Origin of the sequence: Candidatus Pantoea rara (genome assembly GCF_051136265.1) — a bacterium.
GTDB lineage: Bacteria > Pseudomonadota > Gammaproteobacteria > Enterobacterales > Enterobacteriaceae > Pantoea > Pantoea rara.
This window is the reverse complement of sequence record NZ_CP194942.1, coordinates 628,220-648,416: the sequence shown is the minus strand read 5'-3', so window position 1 is coordinate 648,416 and position 20,197 is coordinate 628,220. Positions and strand designations below refer to the sequence as shown.

The 20,197-nt window shown below is 53.4% G+C and carries 25 protein-coding genes and 1 tRNA gene; 6 read left to right on the top strand and 20 right to left on the bottom strand.

Translation table 11 applies throughout. The annotated features are described in order from the left end of the window. The first annotated feature begins 116 nt into the window (after nucleotides 1-116). Nucleotides 117-1,958 carry an RNA polymerase sigma factor RpoD gene (gene rpoD / locus ACR8BF_RS03215; RefSeq protein WP_179898593.1) on the top strand — a complete coding sequence of 614 codons (1,842 nt, stop codon included), beginning with the start codon at nucleotides 117-119 and terminating at the stop codon, nucleotides 1,956-1,958. Nucleotides 1,959-2,037: 79 nt separating this feature from the next. Here the strand turns inward: rpoD and mug are convergent, their stop codons facing one another. Continuing rightward, nucleotides 2,038-2,556, bottom strand: a complete 519-nt coding sequence (gene mug / locus ACR8BF_RS03210) for a G/U mismatch-specific DNA glycosylase (RefSeq protein WP_434745540.1) — start codon at nucleotides 2,554-2,556, stop codon at nucleotides 2,038-2,040. Beyond that, on the bottom strand, nucleotides 2,553-3,137 hold the full coding sequence (locus tag ACR8BF_RS03205; protein WP_434745539.1) for a TetR/AcrR family transcriptional regulator: 585 nt from the start codon (nucleotides 3,135-3,137) through the stop codon (nucleotides 2,553-2,555). Before ACR8BF_RS03205 ends, mug begins: the two co-directional genes overlap by 4 nt. A gap of 138 nt (nucleotides 3,138-3,275) precedes the next feature. Here ACR8BF_RS03205 and ACR8BF_RS03200 point away from each other — a divergent pair, with 138 nt between their 5' ends. The 3 genes from ACR8BF_RS03200 (at nucleotide 3,276) to ACR8BF_RS03190 (ending at nucleotide 5,573) form a co-directional block, all read left to right on the top strand. Continuing rightward, complete coding sequence (locus ACR8BF_RS03200; RefSeq protein ID WP_434745538.1) at nucleotides 3,276-4,067, top strand: SDR family NAD(P)-dependent oxidoreductase; 792 nt, start codon at nucleotides 3,276-3,278, stop codon at nucleotides 4,065-4,067. 202 nt (nucleotides 4,068-4,269) lie between these two features. After that, nucleotides 4,270-4,345 (top strand) — tRNA-Ile (locus tag ACR8BF_RS03195). Between the two features lie 376 nt (nucleotides 4,346-4,721). Further along, on the top strand, nucleotides 4,722-5,573 hold the full coding sequence (locus ACR8BF_RS03190; protein WP_292987893.1) for a hypothetical protein: 852 nt from the start codon (nucleotides 4,722-4,724) through the stop codon (nucleotides 5,571-5,573). Nucleotides 5,574-5,651: 78 nt separating this feature from the next. Here ACR8BF_RS03190 and ACR8BF_RS03185 read toward each other — a convergent pair whose 3' ends face one another. The 8 genes from ACR8BF_RS03185 to ACR8BF_RS03150 all read right to left on the bottom strand — a co-directional run bounded on the left by ACR8BF_RS03185 (nucleotide 5,652) and on the right by ACR8BF_RS03150 (nucleotide 12,409). Then, complete coding sequence (locus tag ACR8BF_RS03185) at nucleotides 5,652-5,870, bottom strand: ogr/Delta-like zinc finger family protein (RefSeq protein ID WP_013510553.1); 219 nt, start codon at nucleotides 5,868-5,870, stop codon at nucleotides 5,652-5,654. Between the two features lie 62 nt (nucleotides 5,871-5,932). After that, nucleotides 5,933-7,036 (bottom strand): phage late control D family protein, encoded by a 1,104-nt coding sequence (locus tag ACR8BF_RS03180; RefSeq protein WP_292987896.1) that lies wholly within the window; start codon nucleotides 7,034-7,036, stop codon nucleotides 5,933-5,935. Then, nucleotides 7,033-7,518 (bottom strand): phage tail protein, encoded by a 486-nt coding sequence (locus ACR8BF_RS03175; protein ID WP_292987898.1) that lies wholly within the window; start codon nucleotides 7,516-7,518, stop codon nucleotides 7,033-7,035. The genes ACR8BF_RS03180 and ACR8BF_RS03175 overlap by 4 nt, the downstream gene beginning before the upstream one ends. After that, nucleotides 7,515-10,220, bottom strand: coding sequence for a phage tail tape measure protein (locus tag ACR8BF_RS03170; RefSeq protein ID WP_434745537.1), 2,706 nt, complete (start codon nucleotides 10,218-10,220; stop codon nucleotides 7,515-7,517). The genes ACR8BF_RS03175 and ACR8BF_RS03170 overlap by 4 nt, the downstream gene beginning before the upstream one ends. Further along, on the bottom strand, nucleotides 10,213-10,332 hold the full coding sequence (locus ACR8BF_RS03165; protein WP_033786692.1) for a GpE family phage tail protein: 120 nt from the start codon (nucleotides 10,330-10,332) through the stop codon (nucleotides 10,213-10,215). The genes ACR8BF_RS03170 and ACR8BF_RS03165 overlap by 8 nt, the downstream gene beginning before the upstream one ends. Before the next feature lie 14 nt (nucleotides 10,333-10,346). Continuing rightward, nucleotides 10,347-10,655: a phage tail assembly protein gene (locus ACR8BF_RS03160; RefSeq protein ID WP_292987905.1), complete on the bottom strand. Its 309-nt coding sequence runs from the start codon at nucleotides 10,653-10,655 to the stop codon at nucleotides 10,347-10,349. A 56-nt stretch (nucleotides 10,656-10,711) separates the two neighbouring features. After that, complete coding sequence (locus ACR8BF_RS03155; protein WP_292987907.1) at nucleotides 10,712-11,227, bottom strand: phage major tail tube protein; 516 nt, start codon at nucleotides 11,225-11,227, stop codon at nucleotides 10,712-10,714. Nucleotides 11,228-11,239: 12 nt separating this feature from the next. Then, on the bottom strand, nucleotides 11,240-12,409 hold the full coding sequence (locus ACR8BF_RS03150) for a phage tail sheath protein (protein WP_292987909.1): 1,170 nt from the start codon (nucleotides 12,407-12,409) through the stop codon (nucleotides 11,240-11,242). Nucleotides 12,410-12,518: 109 nt separating this feature from the next. Between ACR8BF_RS03150 and ACR8BF_RS03145 the strand changes: the two genes are divergently transcribed. After that, nucleotides 12,519-13,037, top strand: coding sequence for a hypothetical protein (locus ACR8BF_RS03145; RefSeq protein ID WP_292987911.1), 519 nt, complete (start codon nucleotides 12,519-12,521; stop codon nucleotides 13,035-13,037). 3 nt (nucleotides 13,038-13,040) lie between these two features. Here ACR8BF_RS03145 and ACR8BF_RS03140 read toward each other — a convergent pair whose 3' ends face one another. From ACR8BF_RS03140 to ACR8BF_RS03115, 6 genes are read right to left on the bottom strand one after another with little or no spacing between them, the layout of a single operon-like run. Beyond that, entirely contained in the window at nucleotides 13,041-13,634 is a 594-nt protein-coding gene (locus tag ACR8BF_RS03140) for a tail fiber assembly protein (RefSeq protein WP_292987913.1), read from the bottom strand. Continuing rightward, nucleotides 13,634-14,773, bottom strand: a complete 1,140-nt coding sequence (locus ACR8BF_RS03135; RefSeq protein WP_434745536.1) for a phage tail protein — start codon at nucleotides 14,771-14,773, stop codon at nucleotides 13,634-13,636. The genes ACR8BF_RS03140 and ACR8BF_RS03135 overlap by 1 nt, the downstream gene beginning before the upstream one ends. Next, entirely contained in the window at nucleotides 14,770-15,381 is a 612-nt protein-coding gene (locus tag ACR8BF_RS03130) for a phage tail protein I (RefSeq protein ID WP_434745535.1), read from the bottom strand. Before ACR8BF_RS03130 ends, ACR8BF_RS03135 begins: the two co-directional genes overlap by 4 nt. Further along, on the bottom strand, nucleotides 15,378-16,292 hold the full coding sequence (locus tag ACR8BF_RS03125; RefSeq protein WP_434745534.1) for a baseplate J/gp47 family protein: 915 nt from the start codon (nucleotides 16,290-16,292) through the stop codon (nucleotides 15,378-15,380). The genes ACR8BF_RS03130 and ACR8BF_RS03125 overlap by 4 nt, the downstream gene beginning before the upstream one ends. Further along, nucleotides 16,279-16,635, bottom strand: a complete 357-nt coding sequence (locus tag ACR8BF_RS03120) for a GPW/gp25 family protein (RefSeq protein WP_434745533.1) — start codon at nucleotides 16,633-16,635, stop codon at nucleotides 16,279-16,281. The genes ACR8BF_RS03125 and ACR8BF_RS03120 overlap by 14 nt, the downstream gene beginning before the upstream one ends. After that, nucleotides 16,632-17,210 (bottom strand): phage baseplate assembly protein V, encoded by a 579-nt coding sequence (locus tag ACR8BF_RS03115; RefSeq protein ID WP_434745532.1) that lies wholly within the window; start codon nucleotides 17,208-17,210, stop codon nucleotides 16,632-16,634. Before ACR8BF_RS03115 ends, ACR8BF_RS03120 begins: the two co-directional genes overlap by 4 nt. 75 nt (nucleotides 17,211-17,285) lie before the next feature. On the opposite strand from ACR8BF_RS03115, the gene ACR8BF_RS03110 reads away from it, so the two are divergent. Beyond that, on the top strand, nucleotides 17,286-18,731 hold the full coding sequence (locus ACR8BF_RS03110) for a hypothetical protein (protein ID WP_292987925.1): 1,446 nt from the start codon (nucleotides 17,286-17,288) through the stop codon (nucleotides 18,729-18,731). Between the two features lie 71 nt (nucleotides 18,732-18,802). Here the strand turns inward: ACR8BF_RS03110 and ACR8BF_RS03105 are convergent, their stop codons facing one another. Genes ACR8BF_RS03105 through lysB form a run of 4 tightly spaced genes read right to left on the bottom strand, consistent with a single transcriptional unit; the run spans nucleotide 18,803 to nucleotide 20,194 of the window. Further along, nucleotides 18,803-19,249: a phage virion morphogenesis protein gene (locus ACR8BF_RS03105; protein WP_292987927.1), complete on the bottom strand. Its 447-nt coding sequence runs from the start codon at nucleotides 19,247-19,249 to the stop codon at nucleotides 18,803-18,805. After that, on the bottom strand, nucleotides 19,242-19,673 hold the full coding sequence (locus tag ACR8BF_RS03100) for a phage tail protein (RefSeq protein WP_292987929.1): 432 nt from the start codon (nucleotides 19,671-19,673) through the stop codon (nucleotides 19,242-19,244). Before ACR8BF_RS03100 ends, ACR8BF_RS03105 begins: the two co-directional genes overlap by 8 nt. Then, a complete protein-coding gene (gene lysC, locus ACR8BF_RS03095) occupies nucleotides 19,636-19,875 on the bottom strand; it encodes an Rz1-like lysis system protein LysC (protein WP_233267932.1) in 240 nt (79 codons plus the stop codon). Before lysC ends, ACR8BF_RS03100 begins: the two co-directional genes overlap by 38 nt. Next, nucleotides 19,769-20,194, bottom strand: a complete 426-nt coding sequence (lysB, locus tag ACR8BF_RS03090; RefSeq protein WP_292987934.1) for an Rz-like lysis system protein LysB — start codon at nucleotides 20,192-20,194, stop codon at nucleotides 19,769-19,771. Before lysB ends, lysC begins: the two co-directional genes overlap by 107 nt. Between the last annotated feature and the right edge of the window lie 3 nt (nucleotides 20,195-20,197).

The window sequence follows — 20,197 nt, the reverse complement described above, 5'->3', positions numbered from 1 at the left end:
GGCAAAGCCCACGCCGCGACGAAGGCAGCGGCAAGAACTAAACGCCTTCACTGCTTATTGTTGGCGCGCTGCCGACCGACACCAATCTAATTTAACAGAAGTGTGGATACCGTCTTATGGAGCAAAACCCGCAGTCACAGCTCAAGCTTCTTGTCACCCGTGGTAAGGAGCAAGGCTATCTGACCTATGCTGAGGTCAATGACCATCTGCCGGAAGATATCGTCGACTCAGATCAGATCGAAGACATCATCCAGATGATTAACGACATGGGTATTCAGGTGGTTGAAGAAGCCCCTGATGCCGACGATCTGATGCTGAACGAAAACAGCTCCGATACTGACGAAGATGCCGCGGAAGCTGCCGCTCAGGTGTTATCCAGCGTTGAATCTGAGATCGGGCGCACCACTGACCCGGTTCGCATGTACATGCGTGAAATGGGTACCGTTGAACTGCTGACGCGTGAAGGCGAAATCGACATCGCTAAGCGTATTGAAGACGGTATCAACCAGGTTCAGTGTTCTGTCGCCGAATACCCTGAAGCGATTACTTATCTTTTGGATCAATACGACAAAGTTGAAGCAGGCGAGTCACGCCTCTCCGACCTGATCACCGGTTTTGTCGATCCTAACGCAGAAGCAGATATCGCCCCAACGGCAACGCACGTGGGCTCTGAACTTTCTGAAGCCGATCGTAAAGACGATGAAGAAGAAGACGAAGACGATGACGACAGCTCCGACGACGATAACTCAATCGATCCGGAGCTGGCACGCGAGAAGTTTTCTGACCTGCGTAAGCAGTATGAAACGACCCGCGCCGTGATTAAAAGCAAAGGTCGCAGTCATGCTGCTGCCGTTGCTGAAATCCAGAACCTCTCTGACGTCTTCAAGCAGTTCCGCCTGGTACCGAAGCAGTTCGATTACCTGGTAGGCAGCATGCGCACCATGATGGAACGCGTCCGTACCCAGGAACGTCTGATCATGAAGCTCTGTATTGAGCTGTGCAAAATGCCGAAGAAAAACTTCATCACGCTGTTCACTGGCAACGAGACGAATGAAACCTGGTTCAAAGCCGCACTGGCAATGAACAAGCCGTGGTCTGAAAAGCTGCTGGAAGTGCAGGATGACGTGACACGTTCCCTGCAGAAACTGGCACAGGTTGAAGAAGAGACCGGCCTGACTATTGAACAGGTCAAAGACATTAACCGTCGCATGTCGATCGGTGAAGCCAAAGCGCGTCGCGCCAAGAAAGAGATGGTGGAAGCTAACCTCCGTCTGGTTATTTCGATTGCGAAGAAATATACCAACCGCGGTCTGCAGTTCCTCGACCTGATTCAGGAAGGTAACATCGGCCTGATGAAAGCGGTTGATAAGTTTGAATATCGCCGTGGTTACAAGTTCTCGACCTATGCGACCTGGTGGATCCGTCAGGCTATCACCCGCTCTATCGCCGACCAGGCGCGTACCATCCGTATTCCGGTGCATATGATTGAGACCATCAACAAGCTCAACCGTATTTCGCGCCAGATGCTGCAGGAGATGGGCCGCGAGCCAACGCCGGAAGAGCTGGCTGAACGTATGCTGATGCCGGAAGATAAAATCCGCAAAGTGCTGAAAATCGCTAAAGAGCCGATCTCGATGGAGACGCCGATTGGTGATGATGAAGATTCGCATCTGGGCGATTTTATCGAAGACACCACGCTGGAGCTGCCGCTGGATTCTGCTACTTCAGAGAGCCTGCGTTCTGCCACCCACGATGTGCTGGCTGGCCTGACCGCCCGTGAAGCGAAAGTGCTTCGCATGCGTTTTGGTATCGATATGAACACGGACCATACGCTGGAAGAAGTGGGCAAACAGTTCGACGTGACGCGTGAGCGTATTCGTCAGATTGAAGCGAAAGCCCTGCGTAAACTGCGCCATCCGAGCCGTTCGGAAGTACTGCGTAGCTTCCTCGACGATTAAGTCCGACAAAAACCCCGGTTCGCCGGGGTTTTTTATGCCTGCCTTTTACCGTCTCTCCCCTGCCCTGCCCTGCCCAGATTCATATGCTCTGCGGATGCAGCGCCAGCCAGAGCTGACGATACGCTCCTACCATCTCGTCCAGCGATGCGCGATTTAGCCCACTCGGATTCGGCAATACCCACACCTGCGTTTTTCCCATACAGATTGGCTGCTTGCCCCATTCGACCTTGCTCTGCTTAAAGGCGCGACGAAAAGCATCTTTACCCAGAATCGCGAGCGCAGCGGGCTGATAATCCAGCACCTTTTGCATCAGACGTTTACCGCCATCGCGCAACTCATCAGGCGCTAACTCATTCGCCTGTACAGTGGGTCGTTCAACCAGCATGGTGATGCCGCAGCCGGTGTCTGTCAGACGCTGCTCCTCTTCCGGTTTCAGCTGCTGTTGGGTGAATCCCGCCAGATGAATCACCTTCCAGAACCGGTTGCCGGGATGCGCGAAGTGAAACCCCTGATGGGCAGTTGACTGACCTGGATTGATGCCACAGAACAGCACATCAAGATCGGAACTGATGATGTCGCGGATAGCGTGCTCACTCATGCTGCCACCTCCAGCGTACGCTGCTTCAGCGCATCGCGGCTGCGTTGCAGCATCTGGCTGGCCTGCTCTGCATCCGGACAGGCCCGCGCCAGTGCCAGTGCACCCACCATCTCTGCCAGCATGCTGGAGGCCAGCGCTTCCGCATCCGGCAATCTAAGCTCACGCAGTATCTGCGCCAGACCGGCATGCATCGTATTAAAGCCCTGGGCGAAGATCTGCCGTGTCGGCTGTGGAAGATGGGCCACTTCGCTCACCAGTGCCGCCAGTGGACAGCCCTGAGCTGGTGCAATGCGATGCGCATCAGAAAGATAGCTATCAATAAAATCAGCCAGCTGCGTTGCTGGCTGGGTCACGGATTTAGTAGGTTTGAAGGTATCAGATTCAGCAAACATATGTTTCAGCACCTCCTCAACCAGCTCCTCGCGTGACGCAAAATGTGCATAGAAGCCGCCATGTGTCAGGCCAACACGCTTCATCAGCGCCGCCACCCCAATCCCTTCAGTGCCGGTTTCACGCATCACACGCGCCGCCTCATCAAGGATACGCTGGCGGGTCTGCATCTTGCTGCTCTGCTTCTCCATCTCATCTCCTGCGGTTTTAACTGCATGGCTTCTGGCTATTATAGTAATTATTACGCTCATCATATTCCAGCTTGACGAATCATATGATGATCGTCATATTGATAATCATTATGACGACCATCATACGAGGAAGCAAACATGTCACAATCAGGCACAGCTTTAATCACCGGCGCATCCAGCGGTATCGGTGCAACTTACGCAAAACAACTGGCAGCACGCGGTTATGATCTGATCCTGATCGCACGGGATCAGGCACGACTCACCACACTGGCTGATGCGCTGACGCAGCAGCACGATGTCCGGGTAACCGTGATGAAGGCTGACTTAACGCATGAGCAGGACCTGCAGCGCGTGGAGTCGGAGCTGTCAAACAACGCTCAGATTACGCTGCTGCTGAACAACGCAGGCATGGGTGTCGAAGGCGAGTTTCTGGAGGCGGACATCACACGCATCAACAGCATGCTGGCGTTAAATATTCTGGCACCGACGCGTCTGGCACAGGCGGCTGGCCGGGCATTTAAAGCACGCGATCATGGCACTATTATCAATATCGCCTCGGTGCTGTCGCTGGTGCATGAGATGTTCAATGGCGCCTATAACGCCACTAAGTCTTATGTGCTGACTCTGACGCGCGCCATGCAGCGTGAACTCGCGGAGAGCGGTGTGCAGGTTCAGGCGGTGTTACCCGGCGCAACCCGTACAGAGATTTTTGATCGCGCAGGCCAGTCTATTAATGAAATCCCGGCTGAAATGCTGATGGACGTCGATGAGATGGTGGACGCCGCGCTGGCCGGACTCGACAGCAAGGAGACGGTCACCATTCCGGCGCTGGAAGATCTGCAGATGTGGCACGACTACGATCAGGCACGTGGCGCGATGGTCCCCCATCTTTCAAGGAATCAATCAGCATCTCGTTATCGTCAGAGCTGAGTCAGCATTAACCCATAGCGGCTGAAGTGTTGTTGAGTTAACGGCATGGATAAGCATTATCCATGCCGTTTTGCGACGTCGACTTCATGACAAGAGAGATTTGTTATAGAAATCAGCAGGTAAATCGCTGCTGCTTATTTCAGCAACCAGTGGCTGAGTGCTGGATCGCCCTGAAGAGATACTTTATAATCCCCGCTCCGCTGGCCCCTTAGCTCAGTGGTTAGAGCAGGCGACTCATAATCGCTTGGTCGCTGGTTCAAGCCCAGCAGGGGCCACCAAATTTAATGATATTTATCATGCAGTTAAGCCACCTTTTGAGGTGGCTTTTTTGTTTGCTCATTCCAACATTGGCAGCAAAATGGCAGCAGTTTTTTTGCTTACTTCCTAACCTTCAACCGTCATCTATGCTTAACGGGTGTATCACGCCTCTAAAAAGGGAATCACTTGCCTAAATTGTGTTCTTTTTGCATGATTGTTATAGTACTAACTAATGTTTAATGGGTAGATAAAGCGGCCATTTAGTTCACAACCTATAATAACGTTTAATTTTCATCTCACCAATAATAGATAAAATTAGTTAGCTATAAATAGTAGCTTTAATAATCACATATGATATTGCTTTATTATTAGAATGATGTTCATGGAGAACTCAAAGTGTCACCCAACAAATTAATATTAATCTCCTTACTAATGCTGTTAATCTTTTCAGCTGCCTCTGCTATTATAGCCATTTATAGTCCTTTTTGGATATTGAACGAAAGTCAAATACTCTATCTTTACTCAACATCATCCCAAGTTTTAGCTGGTGTATATGGGCTGACTTTGACAGGATTTATATTCTTTCGAAATGAACTTAGCAGGGAAGAGTCTGATGACGAATCATTAACAGATGCGGTGGAAAGCTTAAAAAATAGATACTTCAAACTTCTTATTTATGTAACTTCAATATCAATTTTTACGCTTTTTATTGGTAACCTAGTAATATCGATGGAGGATGAAGAAAAATCAGCATTTAAAACAATCATAATGAATGTTGCACAATCTTCATTTGTAATTAGCTTACTAACAATATCTTATTTTATATTTGATATCATTGCCCCAAAAAGAATTGAAAACGCCAGCAAGAGACTTCAGCAAAAATTTGATCCGATTGATGAAAATAGAAAAAAAGGGAGCCTTGAGACCTTCCTGAAAAACTTCAATAAAATCGAATCTATTTTACAAGAATACGGACAAAATCTTCAACCTGTAGCATATACTATCCAATCAAATAACTTCCAATCGAATTATCAGCGTAGAATTCCCAACTCAAAATTAGCTAAAATAATTTTGCAAGATGAGAAAATAGACGTAGACCTTTATAATGAATTAAGAAAATTAATAACTTTAAGAAATTCGGTAGTTCATGGATCCGATCCTGTTGTTAGCGAAAAATTGGTAACTACATCAGAAAATATCTTGAAGTCTTTATCTGAATCATTAAATGTTAAATTAGAACAAGAATAATAATTTCGGTTTGATAATAAAATTATGGTCTTTAAAATCGAAGCCCGCAAAACACGGGCAACGTAACCACAGCAGCAATCACAACCACAATGGTTGCTGCTGATTTCTTCCCGGATGCGGCGGCACCGGTTTAACGCTACCCGGCTTCATAATGATTTCAGACACAGTCTCATGGGATTTAAAAGTACAGCTGCAATTGATGTTCTGGCACTGGTTATAACGTTCTTTAGTTGTTGCTGATACCTGAAAGCTGCTGCGGGTATGTGCGGCGTTCCCGCACAAAGGGCAATTCATCATTATGTCGTCTCCAAAACCCAATTGAGATAAATATTACTCAATTTAACCATTTTGGGATAGCACTATTCCATTTCAAGCGAATCTATTTTCACTTCAAGTTCAATGCTGGTCGTGTAGCCGTTTTCCGAGCTCAGGCTGTGCGTCAGCGTGGTGATAATCCATTCCCCGGCATCAATCGGCTGTTTAAACCCGCTCACCTTTACCGGCATTTCCGTATAGAGATCTGCGCGACCACGCGCCAGCTGAATAGAGAAGGTCGCCACCCCGCGCTGCAGCCGCTCCCACTGCATTTTGGCCGCCCGTTCGGCGTTGCCCCGATTCGCGTAAGTGCGGCTAAGTACCAGCACGTTCTCATCCGTGCCGATCAGGTAATCGCCCTGTTTTGCCTCCGGCTCCTTTTTCTTCTTCGCCGTGGTTTTACGTCGCCTGCGCTTCACCTTCGCCACCGGCTTCTTTGTCGGTTCGCGGGTGTGCAGCCAGCTGGCAATAACGCCGGTGTAGGCGTCCCGGTCCGCCAGGGTGAAGCGGTGGCCGTCTCCGTCCCTGCGCTGAAGGGTGATAACCGGCAGCGCTCTGCCGCTTGCCGTCTTTCCCTGGCCCTGCCGGATAAATAGCAGATTACCGTCCTTGATGCAGGCAACCGCTCCGCACTGTTTAGCCAGGCGCATCATAAAGCTGGCGTCTGATTCGTTGGTCTGATCGAGGTGGTCAATATCCATCTTTGCCATATCCTCACCCATCGCCATTTTCAGCTTATGCCGGGCGGCCACCTCACGGACAATTTCGCCCACGCTGGTTTTGTGCCAGGACTTTTCACGCTTCGTGTTCAGCGTCTGCCTGAAGTCCGCGCTGCGCGCCCGCAGCGTCAGGCGGTCCGGCGTGCCGCTGTGTTCGATTTCGTCAACGGTATAGTTGCCTTTCGGGAAAAGCGGCGCATCCTGCCAGCCCAGCGACAGGGAAAGCACCACACCACGGCGCGGCAGCTGCAGCTGGCCGTCCGCGTCGTCCAGCTCGATGTCCAGCTGGTCCGCTTCAAAGCCCCGGTTGTCGGTAAGCGTCAGGCTCAGCAGGCGCTTTTCCAGCTTCTGCGTGATGTCTGCGCCGTCCATCGTCAGCCGGAACGCCGGTGAGTTCTGCTGGCCGTTAATCCACGGGGTTGTCATCATGAGAATAACCCTCCCGCTGCGGCGCTGACCTTACCGGCTGCGGTACCTGCTGCGCCCTGCATGGCAGACAGCTGATCGCTGAGGCTGCCGAACATTTCCCCCAGTGATTCATCGGTGCGCTTCAGCGTCAGCGTGAATTCAATGCGGCGGCACACGCCGCTGCTGAAGAACTCCGCTTTGGTCTGACCCAGGCTTTCAATCACGAACATGCCATAAATCGTCCCGCTGCCCTCAATAAGCGGCCACGCGCGGCCCAGCTCTGCAATCTGCTCCAGCGCAAACAGCGACAGCCTGCCGCCGGTAATCTCCGGCAGTAGCACGCCGGAAAGTGTCAGCGTGTCGTTGTCCGGGCCTAAGAACTGCAGCGACGGCCTCACGCCTACGCGGCTGTTTGACGGGAAACGCCAGCTGCGCTGATACTGCAGTTCCTGATAGGGCACCGTCCTCAGCATGAAAACAAATAAGCCCAGCGTCATCATCATTCCTCAAATCCTCCCCTGTCCCGGTAACTGCTGCGGGCACGGGCCTGCGCCTGCCGCTCTTTTGCCTCTATCCTGCGCATCACCTCATCAACCAGATCCTGCTGGCTCTGTCCGGGCTGCTGCACAATGGTGAAGGAGGCATGAATCTGCGGCGCAGCCCCCTGTGTAGCACTGCCACTCATGCGCGGTGCTTCCTGCCGGTACGCCTGAACCGGCAGGCTGAGCGGGTGCAGCGGCTTCGCCTCCGCTGTTGTTCCGGCACCGCCCAGCGTCAGCGCCGCCAGTGCTGCCAGCCGTGCAGTGCTCCGGCGGCTGGTCACGTTTGCCGGACCGATGACCAGCTCCGGGCCGTTCTCACCGGCCACGCCGAACTGCCCGGACGGGATGAAGCCGCCGCTGTCATACATGCCCGCAAATCCGGGGAACCCGCCCGGAGGCAGTGATACACCGCCATCCGTTTTGACTGTTGCCGGTCGCGGCAGCTGCGGCCCGCCGGACTTATCGCCGCCCGGCTTCAGGAAGTCCGGCAGGTAGTCGGTCAGTGACGACAGCTTGTTTTTAATTGCGTCCCACTTCTGGCTGATACCCGCCATCAGGCCGTCAATCATCTGTGAACCGGCCTCCTGAAAACGCGCAGGCAGCGCCTTCGCGTCGGCGACAATTTCACCCCACTTGGTGCTGATGTAGGTGCGGATCGCGGTCCAGATGCTGCTGACCTTTGTACTGATAGCGTCCCAGATGGCGGCAAGTTTCGGCCCCAGCGTGTCCCAGTTCTGCCAGATAAGCAGCGCCCCGGCGGCAATCAGCCCGATAACGGCCAGGATCGGGTTTGCAAACATCAGCCGCCCCAGCCACAACACACCGTTCCCCACGATACCGATGGCGCTTTTAATCAGCCCGAAGGCGCTGAATGCTTTTATTCCCAGCACGTTAAAGCTGAGTCGAAGCAGCGCCATCGGTCCCAGCACAGCAGCAAGGCCGATCATGAGCGTACCCAGCGCCAGCACAATCACCGATATAACTGCCGCAGCTTTTACCAGCGTGCCCGCCAGCTCCTTGTTATTTTCCACCCAGCGGCGAGTCACGCCGGTGACTTTCTTCACCATATTCATGATCTCCATGAGCGGCGTGCGCAGGGAATCGCCCAGGCCGCTCATGGTGTTAGATACGCCGGTTTTGGTCAGCATCCACTGTGCAGAAAGCGAGTCCTTGTTGATGTCTGACTCTTTCTGCATGGAGCCTTTCGCCCCGTCGCTCTGCGTCAGCTGAAGCTGTCGCCTCAGCTCCGGCATGTTATTAGCGAGTTTGGCCGCGTCCTTGCCGTACTCCTTGCCGAACACCATAGTCATGGCCGTCAGTCGCTTGTCTTTGGGCAGGTTGTTGACCTTTTCCAGCACGCGCTGGATGGTTCCCATTGCGTCCGTGGTCATCTGCTTTTCAATCTTTTTCGGATCGAGTTTTAGCAGGTCCATGCCGTCCATGAAGCGGTCACTCTGCATGGTGGCTACGGACAGCTCGCGCACCATGGCATTCGCTGCACTGGCGGCGGTTTCCGACGTTGCGCCCAGGCTCAGAAAGGTTGAGCCGAGCGCGGCCGCTTTGTGGTAGTCCAGCCTGTCAGCCACGCCACCCATGCGCTGCAGCACGTCGATGATGTCTGAACCTTTGGACATGGCGTTATCGTCCAGATAGTTCAGCGCATCGCCCAGCTGCTCAATGTTGCGTGTGGGGATGTTGTACAACTGCGCAATCTTGCCCAGCCCTTCAGCCAGCTCACCGGCAGGTAGCTCAAACGCGGTTGACGCCTTTGCCGCCGTGGTGGCAAAGGCCATCAGGTCGCGTTTCTGGTCCTCATAAGAATCATTCTGGTTCGTCACGCCCATGCGCGCGCCGCCCTCAACCAGCGCGGCGTAGTCAATCGCGCCGTTTTCCATCGGCAACTGCTCACTGGCGGCCTTGATGGCGGCCTGCATGTCATAGAACTGCTTCGTTCGGTTGCCGCTGTCGTCACGCAGCCCGTTAACCTGCTTTGCCACACCCTTCATGGCGTCTTCCATTGCCGCTGAAGACTTTACGGCGGCCAGCACCGGCGCGCCCATTGCCAGCCCGGCGGCAGACGTTGCGGCACCGGCACCAGCCACGCGATCGCGCACTTCAAGCGATCGGGAATATCGCTCACGCACCGCGCTCAGCTTTGCCTGTCGCTCTCCCAGCTTTTTAAGGGACAGCTGCTGCCGGTCAATGGCGGCGCGCGCCTCGTCCGACTGACTTTTAAGCTCGCGCTGTGCCTGGCTCAGTTTCTTCGTGTCGATACCGGCAGCGCCCAGCGCCTCACGCTGCCGCTGCACTGACAGGCGCAGCCCGTTGTAAGTCTGCTGCAGCTGGCTGGCGCGGTTTTTTGCCTGCTCCAGCACGCGGGCCTGCGCGGCGGTAGGCTTGTTTGTTTCCGTAAACTGCACGGCCAGCCGCGCCGCTTCTTCGCGGGCGGCTTTAAGGTTATTGGCAGTGATGGCAAGCTGCGAGCGGGTTTTACGGAAGCCGTCAATGCGCCCGGCCTGCGCGTCCAGTGCCTTGAGGGTATTGCGGGTGTCGCGCAGCGTGCCAGCCAGCTCACGTGTGCTGTCGCGGGCGCTGCGGAAGGGGCGTGTCAGCTTATCGACCGCGCCCAGAGCGACCTGTAAACGCAGATTTTTATCACTCATCGCTGGCCCTGTGTCGCAGGATTGCTTTGTGCCGCCATTCCAGCACCTCGGTCAGCGTCATGGACTCGGTAACGGAGGGCGGCCAGTGAAAGACGGTGGCGATATCCGCCACCAGATCGTCTACCGTCAGGCTGTCGCTAAATCCGACAGGACCGACTTCTTCAGCAAAAAAGTGACCACCTCTACCGACAAACTGACCAGATCGGCGGGGTCCATTTCGTTAATTTCCGCTGTGGTCAGCGCCGGGGTGGTGATACGCGGCAGCACGGTGATCAGTGCGTTCACGTCCATGTCCAGCAGCGCCTGCAGGCGGGTGCCGCGCAGCGCGCCGGACTGCGGCTTGCGCACGGTGACGGAGGTGATTTCTGTTTTACCGCGCAGGATAGGGGTGTCCAGCTCAACGACTTTTTCATTTGAAGCGGTTTTATCAGGCATGATTTGATTCCGTTAAAAAGAGAGATAAGCGGCAGGCTCAGCGCCTGCCGGGGTGATTACAGGCCCAGCGCGTCGCGGTGCGCTTCCATCAGGTCTTTGCCGTCAACGATTTCGATCATGTTCACCAGATCGCATTCGTAGAGCACTTCACCGTTGATGGTCAGCTTTGCGTAACTGTTGGTGCCGGACACTTTGGTGGTGCTGGATTCGCCGGTCTTCCATTCACCGGAATCCAGCTCTTTATAGCGTCCGCGCGTGACCAGCTCGACCGCCTGCACTTCGCCGGTGTCGTCGCGCTGAATAGAGCCGGTAAAGCGCAGCTGAATGCCGTCCACGGTGGTGGTGCCCATCTGCTTAATCAGCAGTGCTTCAGTGCCGCCAATGGTGAATTCCGTGTCCAGCGCGCCGTCGTCCAGGCCCATGTCGATATCCACCGCACCGGCCATGCCGCCGCCGCGATACTTCTCAAACTTGCGGGTGAATTTCGGCAGCGTCACGGACTCAACCAGCCCCTGCCAGTTATTGCCTGCGTTGAACAGGTTCAGATGCTTGAGTTTGCGGGGTAATGCCATCTTTCCGTCTCCTTATGCGCTGACGCGGCTGCTGAAATCGAGCAGGTACTGGTCTGTGATGCGCTGGCGCAGCAGCAGGTTTTCCAGCGGCGGCACCGGCGTGTAGTCGTAATCGATCAGCAGCTTGCCCGCCTTGAGCGTGTCTTTATCGTTCACGCTCTCATCCAGCCAGCAGTCCGCGCCAATCAGATAGCCCTGAGTCACCAGGCTGCGCAGCTTCGCGCGGATGCTCTCGATGATGTCGCGGGCCAGCGACGGGTTCAGCGCACCGTCAACGGACCACATCTGCCCTTCAGCCATCGTGTCCATCAGCACCTGCGCGGTGCGGGTGTAACACTCAAACTGAAAGAGCGGGTCATCACTGAGGCAGCGGGGACCCCAGAAGCGGAAGCCGTCTTTACGGATAAGCGTGGTGACGTCGTTCTGGTTCAGCAGGCCCGCATCAGTGGCCGGATCCTGCAGGTCCCAGAAGACGTCTTTTGAAATGCCGGTGACGCCGTTCACGCCGACGTTTGACAGGGACTTGTGCCAGCCGGTCTGCTCGTCAATTTTGGCGCGCAGGCCCAGCGCGCGGGCGGTGGCGTAAGCCGTAGCGTCCGCCTTCAGCACGGTGTCAAAGTTGATGAAGTCAGGCCAGATCAGCATCCCTTCGCGCTGGCTGAAATTGCTGCGGTAGGCAATCGCCTCTTCAACACTCTTGCAGCCGTAGGCGGACAGGTAGGCGAAGCCGCGCAGACTCTGCGCCACGCCCAGCAGCTCGGTGGCGACGGCTTTGGTGTCGTGGCCCGGCACGCCGAGAATGCGGGGTTTTACGCCGCAGACGGACTGCGCGGCCAGCAGCGCCTTCATGCCGGTGCGCTGGCCGTCGGTCACACCGCCGATGATGTTGGCGGTGGTTTCCGCTTCGGTTTCGCCCTGCGGCACGCGCACGACGACGGTGACGGGTTTGGACTGATCAGCGATGGCGTCCAGTGAGCGCGCCAGCGTGCCGGACTCTCCGGCCTTGCCGCTGGCTGTGAGTACGTCGGTTAACAGCACCGGGCGATTTAGCGGAAAGGTGGCCGCGTCGGCGTCGTCGCCGGTACAGACCAGCCCGACAATCGCGGTGCTGACGGTGGTGATAGTTCGCGTGCCTTCGTTGATTTCCTCAACGCGCACGCCGTGGTGATAATCCTGTGCCATATGGCGGTTCTCCTGTGAAGGGGTTCCGCTATGGTCCTTTTATCTTAAGTTTCAATCATTCGAATATCGTTGTATCGTAAATGGCACAATACTTTTAATGGAAGGAGCCATGATGTATTTCAGCGATATGACGGTTTTTACTTTTCAGGTTACAGCTGCATTGATGATGGGATGGGACTATCTGATGCCAGCCAGATGGAGAGAAAAAATGAATAACAAATTAAAAAACCGATTTTTAACTATTCAGAGTAATGTGGATAGTAAGATGATGGATTTCATTAAAGAAATCACATCAAATTATAAAGCAATAATAGTATCAGTATTCATGATAATCTTAGGATTGGTTATGATTAACAATATCAACGTACTGATGAAAATCGGATATCCTTCTGTAGCTTTTTTTATATCTTTGATTGGTACCATCAGTTTAGCTTTAGGTGGATATTTTCTTTTAAACTTAGTGAGCAGTATAATATTGCACTTTTTTATTGGTGGAGTTATGCCTAGAATTTTACTTACATTTCTGATAATGACCGAAAAAGGCCCATTCGCGGGAATGGGCTTTATCGTTCTGTTGATTTCTTTCTTTATGAGGTATCAGAACATAATTCATCAACCAATTAAGTAGTTATTAAACTTCCGGGCGAGGCGGCCAGCTAATTTTAGACGTGTGGGAGATGTCGATATTTTGTAAGGCCTGAATATATTTCATCCATGAGATGAGCGAAGCCTTATCCTTATCGGTGATCATGTCCAGGCGCAGTTGCGTTTGCCATGCCTGAGTAATACTGTTCGCTTCGGCAATCAGAAGAGCCTGCCGTTCTCTGGCTTCTTTGACAGCTGCTGCTTTCTCTTTAGCTGAATCAGTTATCCACTTTTCACCATCCCATTTATCCCAGGCGGTTGCAGGTTTTAGCGGTGTAGTGTCTACCGGATAATCACCCGGTGCGTTAATCATCACTGCTGTGCCGTCAGTGACTGAATAAACCGTTTTCCCACGATGATCTGCTACAACAGTCCAGGCTCCATCCTGATAAATTGCTACGCGCCCGGCTTCAGTAATGGGTGGTGCAGTGATGCAGGCATTAGCGGGTAGGCCAACACCCTGCGCCAGATACTCATCATTTGAGCCAGTAAATTCGCCGCTTACCGCATCAAAATTATAAATCGACAGTGTGCCGGCCGATTTTGCCAGGCCGTTTTTATCAAGCGTTGCCTTAGCCATTATGCGGCCCTCACAATGTAATTAAATGCCACGTTACGCGGGCGTGCTGTAATCCATACAGCAAAACCCGGAATGCCTGCCTGCAATTGAGTGGCCTGGATTGAGTTGTCACTTAGCACTGATCCTAACGTCCCATTGTCCGGGGTTTTCGCATCTGAAGGCTGAATTTTTGAAACTGAATCTGGCTGGTTAAAAGCAGTGCCTACCGTAGCCCCTGCAGTCGTTGCATCAATGCCGGGATAATCCACAGCAGCCGTTCTCAAGCCAGTGGCTGCCTGTGGGGTAATCAATGCACGTCCGGTATCAACGCCGCGACCATCATCCCAGCCACGGATAAACTCACCACGAAGATCAGCCAGCTTCAGTCCCGGATAAGCCAGCGCCAGCTTCGGGTATAGCGTACCGCTGAAGCTTGCCCCGTTACTTTTCAGAAAGACTATGCCAGCCATTGAGGGAAAGAGTTCATTAGGCATTTTTGCGTGAGGCCAGGGGAACGGTGAGCCGATAACGGGCGCGCCTTCGCCTAAACCGAGGTTTTTGAGAAGGTCCGCAATCAGCCCGGCGTCTTTGATTTCTGACAGGGCATTTGCAATCTGCAGGTACTGGCTGTGTGGGTTATCAGCATCAGCATGTTTTTTCATTACGCTGTCTGTGTATGCCTTCACTTCGATAACGGCATCATCCACATACTTCCGCGTTGCCAGCACCACTGACGGGTCAATCTTCAGGGTGATAGCGTCGGTGCTGTTAATGATCAGCATCATGCGCACGGTCTGCGTGCGGCCACTGCCTTCCTGCAGTGCGGGTTTGTAGGTTTCCGGCGTGTTGCAGACCGCGATCAGCGTCCCGTCCGCGTCGAACAGGCCCATTTCCCGGATCCAGAACCCGCCCGACGTTTCGGGGATCACCTGTTCGGCAATCATCTGGCTGGCGTTGGCCGGGTCAATGCTCAGCGTATTGATGGCGGCGCGACGCACCTCGTTAACCAGCTTCGTCTGGCTGGCGTTCGGTGTCGGCAAGGTGCCGCCGCCGTCGCCCACGGCCATCTGCGTGATATTCAGTTTTGTACCGAGTGCAGCGGCGTTGGCAATCTTCGACGCGCCCAGGTTGGTTACGATTGCATAGTATTTTTGTGTCATGGTCCCACTTCCATCAGGTCAATAACGTGAACCGCCGCGCCGCCATAAACTGCGCCGCTGACGGAAATAATTTCCGGGATATACGGGTAAACGGTCAGGTCATCACCGTCATAGCTGGCTGCCGCTATAATCGTTTCACCGCTGACCTGCAGGTTTATCGACATTCCCAGCAGGTGACGGCTGCACGGCTTCGCATCGCTGATCAGCCGCTCAAGCTCCTGATAGGTTTCTTCGGTTATGCCCTGGTCCTGCACGCCAATGTCCAGCCGGAACGTGCCGGGCGGCTCACTTGTTTTCCACCACTCAATCACCCGGATCAGGAAGCCGAACGGCTCCACCACGCGACGGATAGCGCTGATGGTTCCCTTGTGCTGATGAATGTAAAACGCATCGCTCACCACCTGCCGCTTGACGCTCTCCGCCCAGCTTTCATCCCAGCGGTCCACCGAAAAGGCCCAGGCCAGATAGGGCAGAAAACTCACCGGGCAGGTGGCCGGGTTCCACAGGTCGCGCAGCGGCACGTTCAGCCCGGAAATCCCGCTGCACGCCTGCGCTAAACGGCGCTCCAGCGCAGACGAACCGGGCGGCATCAGGCTGCTGTTGCTCATGTCACCCCCTGATCGCCCGCCACGGAAATGTCCGTACCAGTGCAGTAACCCGCCTGCGTGCGGTCCATGATGATGTCCTCCGCCGGTTCGGTGATTTCCACCCAATCCACACCGGCCACACGCATCACCGCCCCATATGACTCACGCCGCACGCTACGCCCCAGCTTTTTCTGTTCAGTAAGGTAAGCCGCCAGATTAGCGTTTGCCGCCTCAAGGCAGGGACCGGCGGCCACGCCGTCGAACAGGTGCAGCCTGGCCTTCACGCTGTAGTTGCGAATAGTTGCCCCCTGAACCGTCACACGGTCGGCCACCGGGCGCACGCTGTCGGCGCTCAGTGCTGTGTCCACTGTAGTCAGCAAATCCGCTGCCGCCGTGCCGTCGCCTTCGCGACTCAGGACAGTGATCAGTACTGTCGCCGGTGACGGGCTGATGGCGGACACGTCCTGCACCCGGCCATCGGCGCTTTTAGCGTGAAACTCATACGCGCCCGTCGGTCCGGCCACGCTCAGCCCCTCAAACGCCTCCGGCACGCGCACGCGCAGTGCATCGTCTGATTCCATCACTGCATCCACCGGCGGCACCGCGTCGGGATTCGCAGGCGTAATGATCAGCCGCTTTACGTTATTGCGGGCAGCCTGCTGGTCCAGATCGCTGCCGATTGCGTAGGCCACCATAACCGCCTGCGCCGCCTCATTGATGCGCTGGCGCAACAGGATTTCGCGGTAGGTGTTTTCCTGCAGACTTTTCACAATCGGCTCAGACTCCAGCGCCAGCACGCGGCGCATGGCGGCCTGTTTATCCGCCGGATAAAGCGCAATCAGCGCCTCTTTGCGCTCAGCCAGCAGCGTTTCAAAGTCCGGCACCTCAATAATCTGCGGTGCGGGCAGCTGGGAAAGGTCAATTACTGCCACTGTTCACCCCCGTTGGAACAGACATAGCAACCGGCGAACCGTCATCGCGCTGGCCGGTCAGCTCAACCACCATAGAACCGTCAAAATCGCTGGTGAGGTTTACGGTGCTCAGCCTCACGCGAGGCTCCCAGCGGCTGATGGCGACATACACCGCCGCCATGACCTGCAGGCGGATCACGTCGTTCTGTGGCTGGTCAATCAGCACCGACAGCAGCGAACCGTAATCACGCCGGGCGATGCGGCTGCCTTCCGGGGTGATCAGGATGTCGCGCACACTCTGCCGGATGTGATCGATGTCGGTAATGGCTTCGCCGGTGCCGCGGTTCATGCCGAGGTACATCATTGCGGGCCTCCTGACATATCGCCGCCACTCTTAACTTTATTGTGTAAGTGCTTATCAGCAATTACGCCGTTAGAACTCATTGAACCACCGCCGTGTGTTACATCGCCGTTCATCGTGGTGTCACCGTTGATCCGTGTCTGGCTGGCCTCTATCCCCAGCGCCTCGGTAATCAGCTGAATGCCGTCCGCCGCTTCAATGCGCACGCTTCTGATGTTCTTTATCAGCAGCTGGCCGGTTTCCGGCTCGTACTGAAACCAGCCGCCATCCTTAAACACGGTGGTGGTGCCATCTTCCGAGTAGTCAGGCGGCGGGAAGGCTTCGGAATAAATGGCAGGCAACGCAAAGGCAGTTTCAAGATTGCCGCCCAGGCTCAGCAGCACGACCTGTTCCCCCACTGTGGGCTTCCACCATGTGCGTGTATTACCGGCGCGCAGGGTGAGCCAGTTGATCCAGTTGGTTTTGAGATCGCCCGTTTTCACCCGGCACAGCCAGTTCACCGGGTCCACGTCGGACACAATGCCGGTGCGGATCAGGTTGGTGATAAGGCGCATGATTTCGGTGAGTTGTGTATTCATTCCCACATTATGAGAAGCTAACTTGTTATAATTAAGAGCCAGCAGTTGTGCCAATCACCATACAAAGGAAAATCTATGGCAAAGAAAAAACTTGAATCGCAAGAGTTAACATTCTCATTCGGCAATGAAAAATTAGAAAACATCGAATGCAGTGTTGAAGTTGACGATGACAGTAATTGGAATAAGATCAATGTCGTAACGAAAAATCCAGACATAATAAGGATTCAAGATTGCGAATGCGTTGACGTAAAAATCTCAATTAGAAATATAACTGGGGACTCATCTAGAGACACTGAAATCAACAAAGCATCCGTTCAAGGTTTTGGGATGTCTTTAGGAAGAAAAGATCCGACTTTCAGTTTTTATCTTTATCCGAAAGAAGTATATATATATCATCGCTATGCAAGGCCCACTGAACGTAGAAAGGTAACCCTTCATTACTATATAAACAAAGCACCAATGATTTCGCCATACTATCGCCTTATCCCGAATGAACTTGGCGAAGTGAAGAAAAATAGCAACCCTTCACTGGAAATTATATTAGATAATAAAATAAAGATTAAATCAGAAGTCGCATTTAGCTATAGTTTACAAGGCGATGACTTCGAATCTAAAAGATATCAAAGATTAACAACCTCTTTTTCTCGAAAAAGAAATGTTGTTAATTTTATTCAAGAGGAAATATCACCTCAAGTAGACGACCTTTTAATGCTTTCATCTCTGTTGCATGATGGCAAGGTTGCTTATACAAGCTGGAAAGCTGAAGCTGATGGTTTAACAATACTTTATTACAAGAGTTCGAGAAAAAAAGCTGATGATAATGATAGCGGGAGATTTAAAAATCTAATTGAACCGCAAAATGTAAGGGATTTTCTTACATCCACTTTAAAAGTTTATAAAAAATCACCGTACAAACACTCAATTGATAATGCAATCTATACTTTAATGCTAAGTAATAGCACTGTAATTGAACTATCTTACCTTGCATATTTCCAAGCTTTTGAATCAATGGTGTTAACATTTAAAAGAATAATGGGTACGGAATTCATTTTTAGCGAGAATGATTTTAAATTAATGCGTGTTTCTATTGAAAAAACAATTAGCATGCATATCCCAGATGATAAGCAGTTGAGACAAAAGGTTAAAGGTAAACTAGGTGAGTTAAGAAGAGTCTCTCTTAAAGATGCAGCCAATAATTTTATAGAGCACTTTGATATTGATCTGGGTAGCCTGTGGCCTTTGTTTGATGACAAAGGAAAAGGCATTATTGGTCTTACAAGCATTAGAAATGTATTAATACATGGAGATTTGCTGCCTCCTGATGCATTAAGAAGTGTTGCAATCGCATCTCATCACTTAAGGGTGTTGTTGATTCGATGTGTATTTTCTCTTTTGGATTGGGAGATACAGAGGACACAAGTAAGAAGCGATCATCTTATATCAACACACCATCTTTTCGATGGGGAAGTGTTGAGTGATTCGCTCTCTGATATTTTTTCTTTCTTCTCAGAGAAGAAATAAAGGTTAACATTAAGGATAGGCTTATTAAGCTACATTTTTTATAAAAAAGGTTAAATGAATTTCTTATCGACTCAACCTGCTAGCAATCGTAATAGAAGCTCATTTATAGCAATTTCAACCTTGCCATTTATACCCAGCAACGGGCGCTCAGCATATTTTACTATCGGGCCGCGACGACTTACCCGGTCCCGCAGGCCATAGTGATGGATGCGGGCCAGCTTCTGAACCCACGGCACAAAGGCAACATCAGCGGAGTCTGCATTCGCCTGCGTCTTGAGATACTTTGCCGTTTTCAGCTTCGCGAACATGCCGCGACGAATGCGGCCCTTTTTGCTGCGGGCGCTGACGCGGCGCGGCTCCCATGCGGTGCCGTCCGGAGAACGCTGCGCGGTGATGTTTGCCTGCTGAATGCGGCGCACATCGCGTGCCACTTCCCGCAGCATCTTTTTTCGGGCCGCCGGTTCCAGCTGTGAAAGCAGCGCCGCCAGCCAGGCATCTACCTCATGCAGTTCAGCCATGTTTCACCGTCCAGAATTCCACCGGCACGTCCGGCTCCGGCACCGCCTCAATGCTTATTTTACCGTCCACAGTGGTTGCCACGACGCGCTCGGTCAGCTTCAGATCCATGCTGATGTCGCAGCGGTCATTTGCCAGTATATCGACCTCAAACGAAAACAGCTTTTCGCGCGCATCACTGTTCTGCAGCGCATCGGGCTGATTTTCCCGCAGCCACAAAGCCACCGGGGCCATCAGCAGATTCTGATCGCCGGTGAAGTCGGTGATCACCACGTTCAGGGTGTAGCGATACTCCCACGACAGGGACGCGGCGGACGTGGCGACCAGCTGGCCGCTGTCCACGAACAGGTGCAGGCGGTCCGGGTTGTCGGCCACATACTGGACCGACTTATTCAGGGCGCTGCGTAAGGACTGCGGCTTGTTCATCGTCTTTTTCCTGACAGCTGATGATGGTATCGACCTTACCGGCACACGCCGCCCAGGCGGCCTCCGTTTCGTCCAGCAGGGCCAGAAGGTCGCCGTTAGTGCGCGGCGCTGCCGGATCCAGCTGGCAGCGGGTGATTTTCGGACAGCCACTCACGGTAAGATTCACCTCCTGCGAGGGGCGGTCGCTGGCGCAGCCGGACAACAGGATCAGGCAAAGCGGTATCACTCCAGCGGCGAAGGTCTTCATTTTCACGTTTCAGTTCCTCAATCTTTCGCTGCCGGTCGCGCAGCAGCTGGCCGTTGCGTTCTGCGGCGGCGTAAAGCTGCGCCTGCGCCTGGCTGCTGGTCTGCGTCAGGATGTTCAGGGCAATCAGCTGGCTGTTTTTCTGGCTCAGCTTTTTTCCCTGAGTTTCTATGACTGCCTCATGCGCGTGAATCTTCTGATAGGCGTTGTGCAGGTTCCACGACTGCCACAACACAATCCCCAGAAAAAAAAGAACCATCACGATGATGTTCTTCATGTG

What these genes read in the sequence shown, in the direction of transcription:
- rpoD (WP_179898593.1), top strand. Translation starts at nt 117, where the DNA reads ATGGAGCAAAACCCGCAGTCACAGCTCAAGCTTCTTGTCACCCGTGGT.
- ACR8BF_RS03130 (WP_434745535.1), bottom strand. Translation starts at nt 15,381, where the DNA reads ATGAGCAACAGCAGCCTGATGCCGCCCGGTTCGTCTGCGCTGGAGCGC.
- lysB (WP_292987934.1), bottom strand. Translation starts at nt 20,194, where the DNA reads ATGAAGAACATCATCGTGATGGTTCTTTTTTTTCTGGGGATTGTGTTG.
- ACR8BF_RS03155 (WP_292987907.1), bottom strand. Translation starts at nt 11,227, where the DNA reads ATGGCATTACCCCGCAAACTCAAGCATCTGAACCTGTTCAACGCAGGC.
- ACR8BF_RS03115 (WP_434745532.1), bottom strand. Translation starts at nt 17,210, where the DNA reads ATGAATACACAACTCACCGAAATCATGCGCCTTATCACCAACCTGATC.
- ACR8BF_RS03200 (WP_434745538.1), top strand. Translation starts at nt 3,276, where the DNA reads ATGTCACAATCAGGCACAGCTTTAATCACCGGCGCATCCAGCGGTATC.
- ACR8BF_RS03110 (WP_292987925.1), top strand. Translation starts at nt 17,286, where the DNA reads ATGGCAAAGAAAAAACTTGAATCGCAAGAGTTAACATTCTCATTCGGC.
- ACR8BF_RS03135 (WP_434745536.1), bottom strand. Translation starts at nt 14,773, where the DNA reads ATGACACAAAAATACTATGCAATCGTAACCAACCTGGGCGCGTCGAAG.
- ACR8BF_RS03120 (WP_434745533.1), bottom strand. Translation starts at nt 16,635, where the DNA reads ATGATGTACCTCGGCATGAACCGCGGCACCGGCGAAGCCATTACCGAC.
- ACR8BF_RS03145 (WP_292987911.1), top strand. Translation starts at nt 12,519, where the DNA reads ATGATGTATTTCAGCGATATGACGGTTTTTACTTTTCAGGTTACAGCT.
- ACR8BF_RS03205 (WP_434745539.1), bottom strand. Translation starts at nt 3,137, where the DNA reads ATGGAGAAGCAGAGCAGCAAGATGCAGACCCGCCAGCGTATCCTTGAT.
- mug (WP_434745540.1), bottom strand. Translation starts at nt 2,556, where the DNA reads ATGAGTGAGCACGCTATCCGCGACATCATCAGTTCCGATCTTGATGTG.
- ACR8BF_RS03180 (WP_292987896.1), bottom strand. Translation starts at nt 7,036, where the DNA reads ATGATGACAACCCCGTGGATTAACGGCCAGCAGAACTCACCGGCGTTC.
- ACR8BF_RS03175 (WP_292987898.1), bottom strand. Translation starts at nt 7,518, where the DNA reads ATGATGATGACGCTGGGCTTATTTGTTTTCATGCTGAGGACGGTGCCC.
- ACR8BF_RS03105 (WP_292987927.1), bottom strand. Translation starts at nt 19,249, where the DNA reads ATGGCTGAACTGCATGAGGTAGATGCCTGGCTGGCGGCGCTGCTTTCA.
- ACR8BF_RS03170 (WP_434745537.1), bottom strand. Translation starts at nt 10,220, where the DNA reads ATGAGTGATAAAAATCTGCGTTTACAGGTCGCTCTGGGCGCGGTCGAT.
- ACR8BF_RS03150 (WP_292987909.1), bottom strand. Translation starts at nt 12,409, where the DNA reads ATGGCACAGGATTATCACCACGGCGTGCGCGTTGAGGAAATCAACGAA.
- ACR8BF_RS03100 (WP_292987929.1), bottom strand. Translation starts at nt 19,673, where the DNA reads ATGAACAAGCCGCAGTCCTTACGCAGCGCCCTGAATAAGTCGGTCCAG.
- ACR8BF_RS03160 (WP_292987905.1), bottom strand. Translation starts at nt 10,655, where the DNA reads ATGCCTGATAAAACCGCTTCAAATGAAAAAGTCGTTGAGCTGGACACC.
- ACR8BF_RS03185 (WP_013510553.1), bottom strand. Translation starts at nt 5,870, where the DNA reads ATGATGAATTGCCCTTTGTGCGGGAACGCCGCACATACCCGCAGCAGC.
- ACR8BF_RS03140 (WP_292987913.1), bottom strand. Translation starts at nt 13,634, where the DNA reads ATGGCTAAGGCAACGCTTGATAAAAACGGCCTGGCAAAATCGGCCGGC.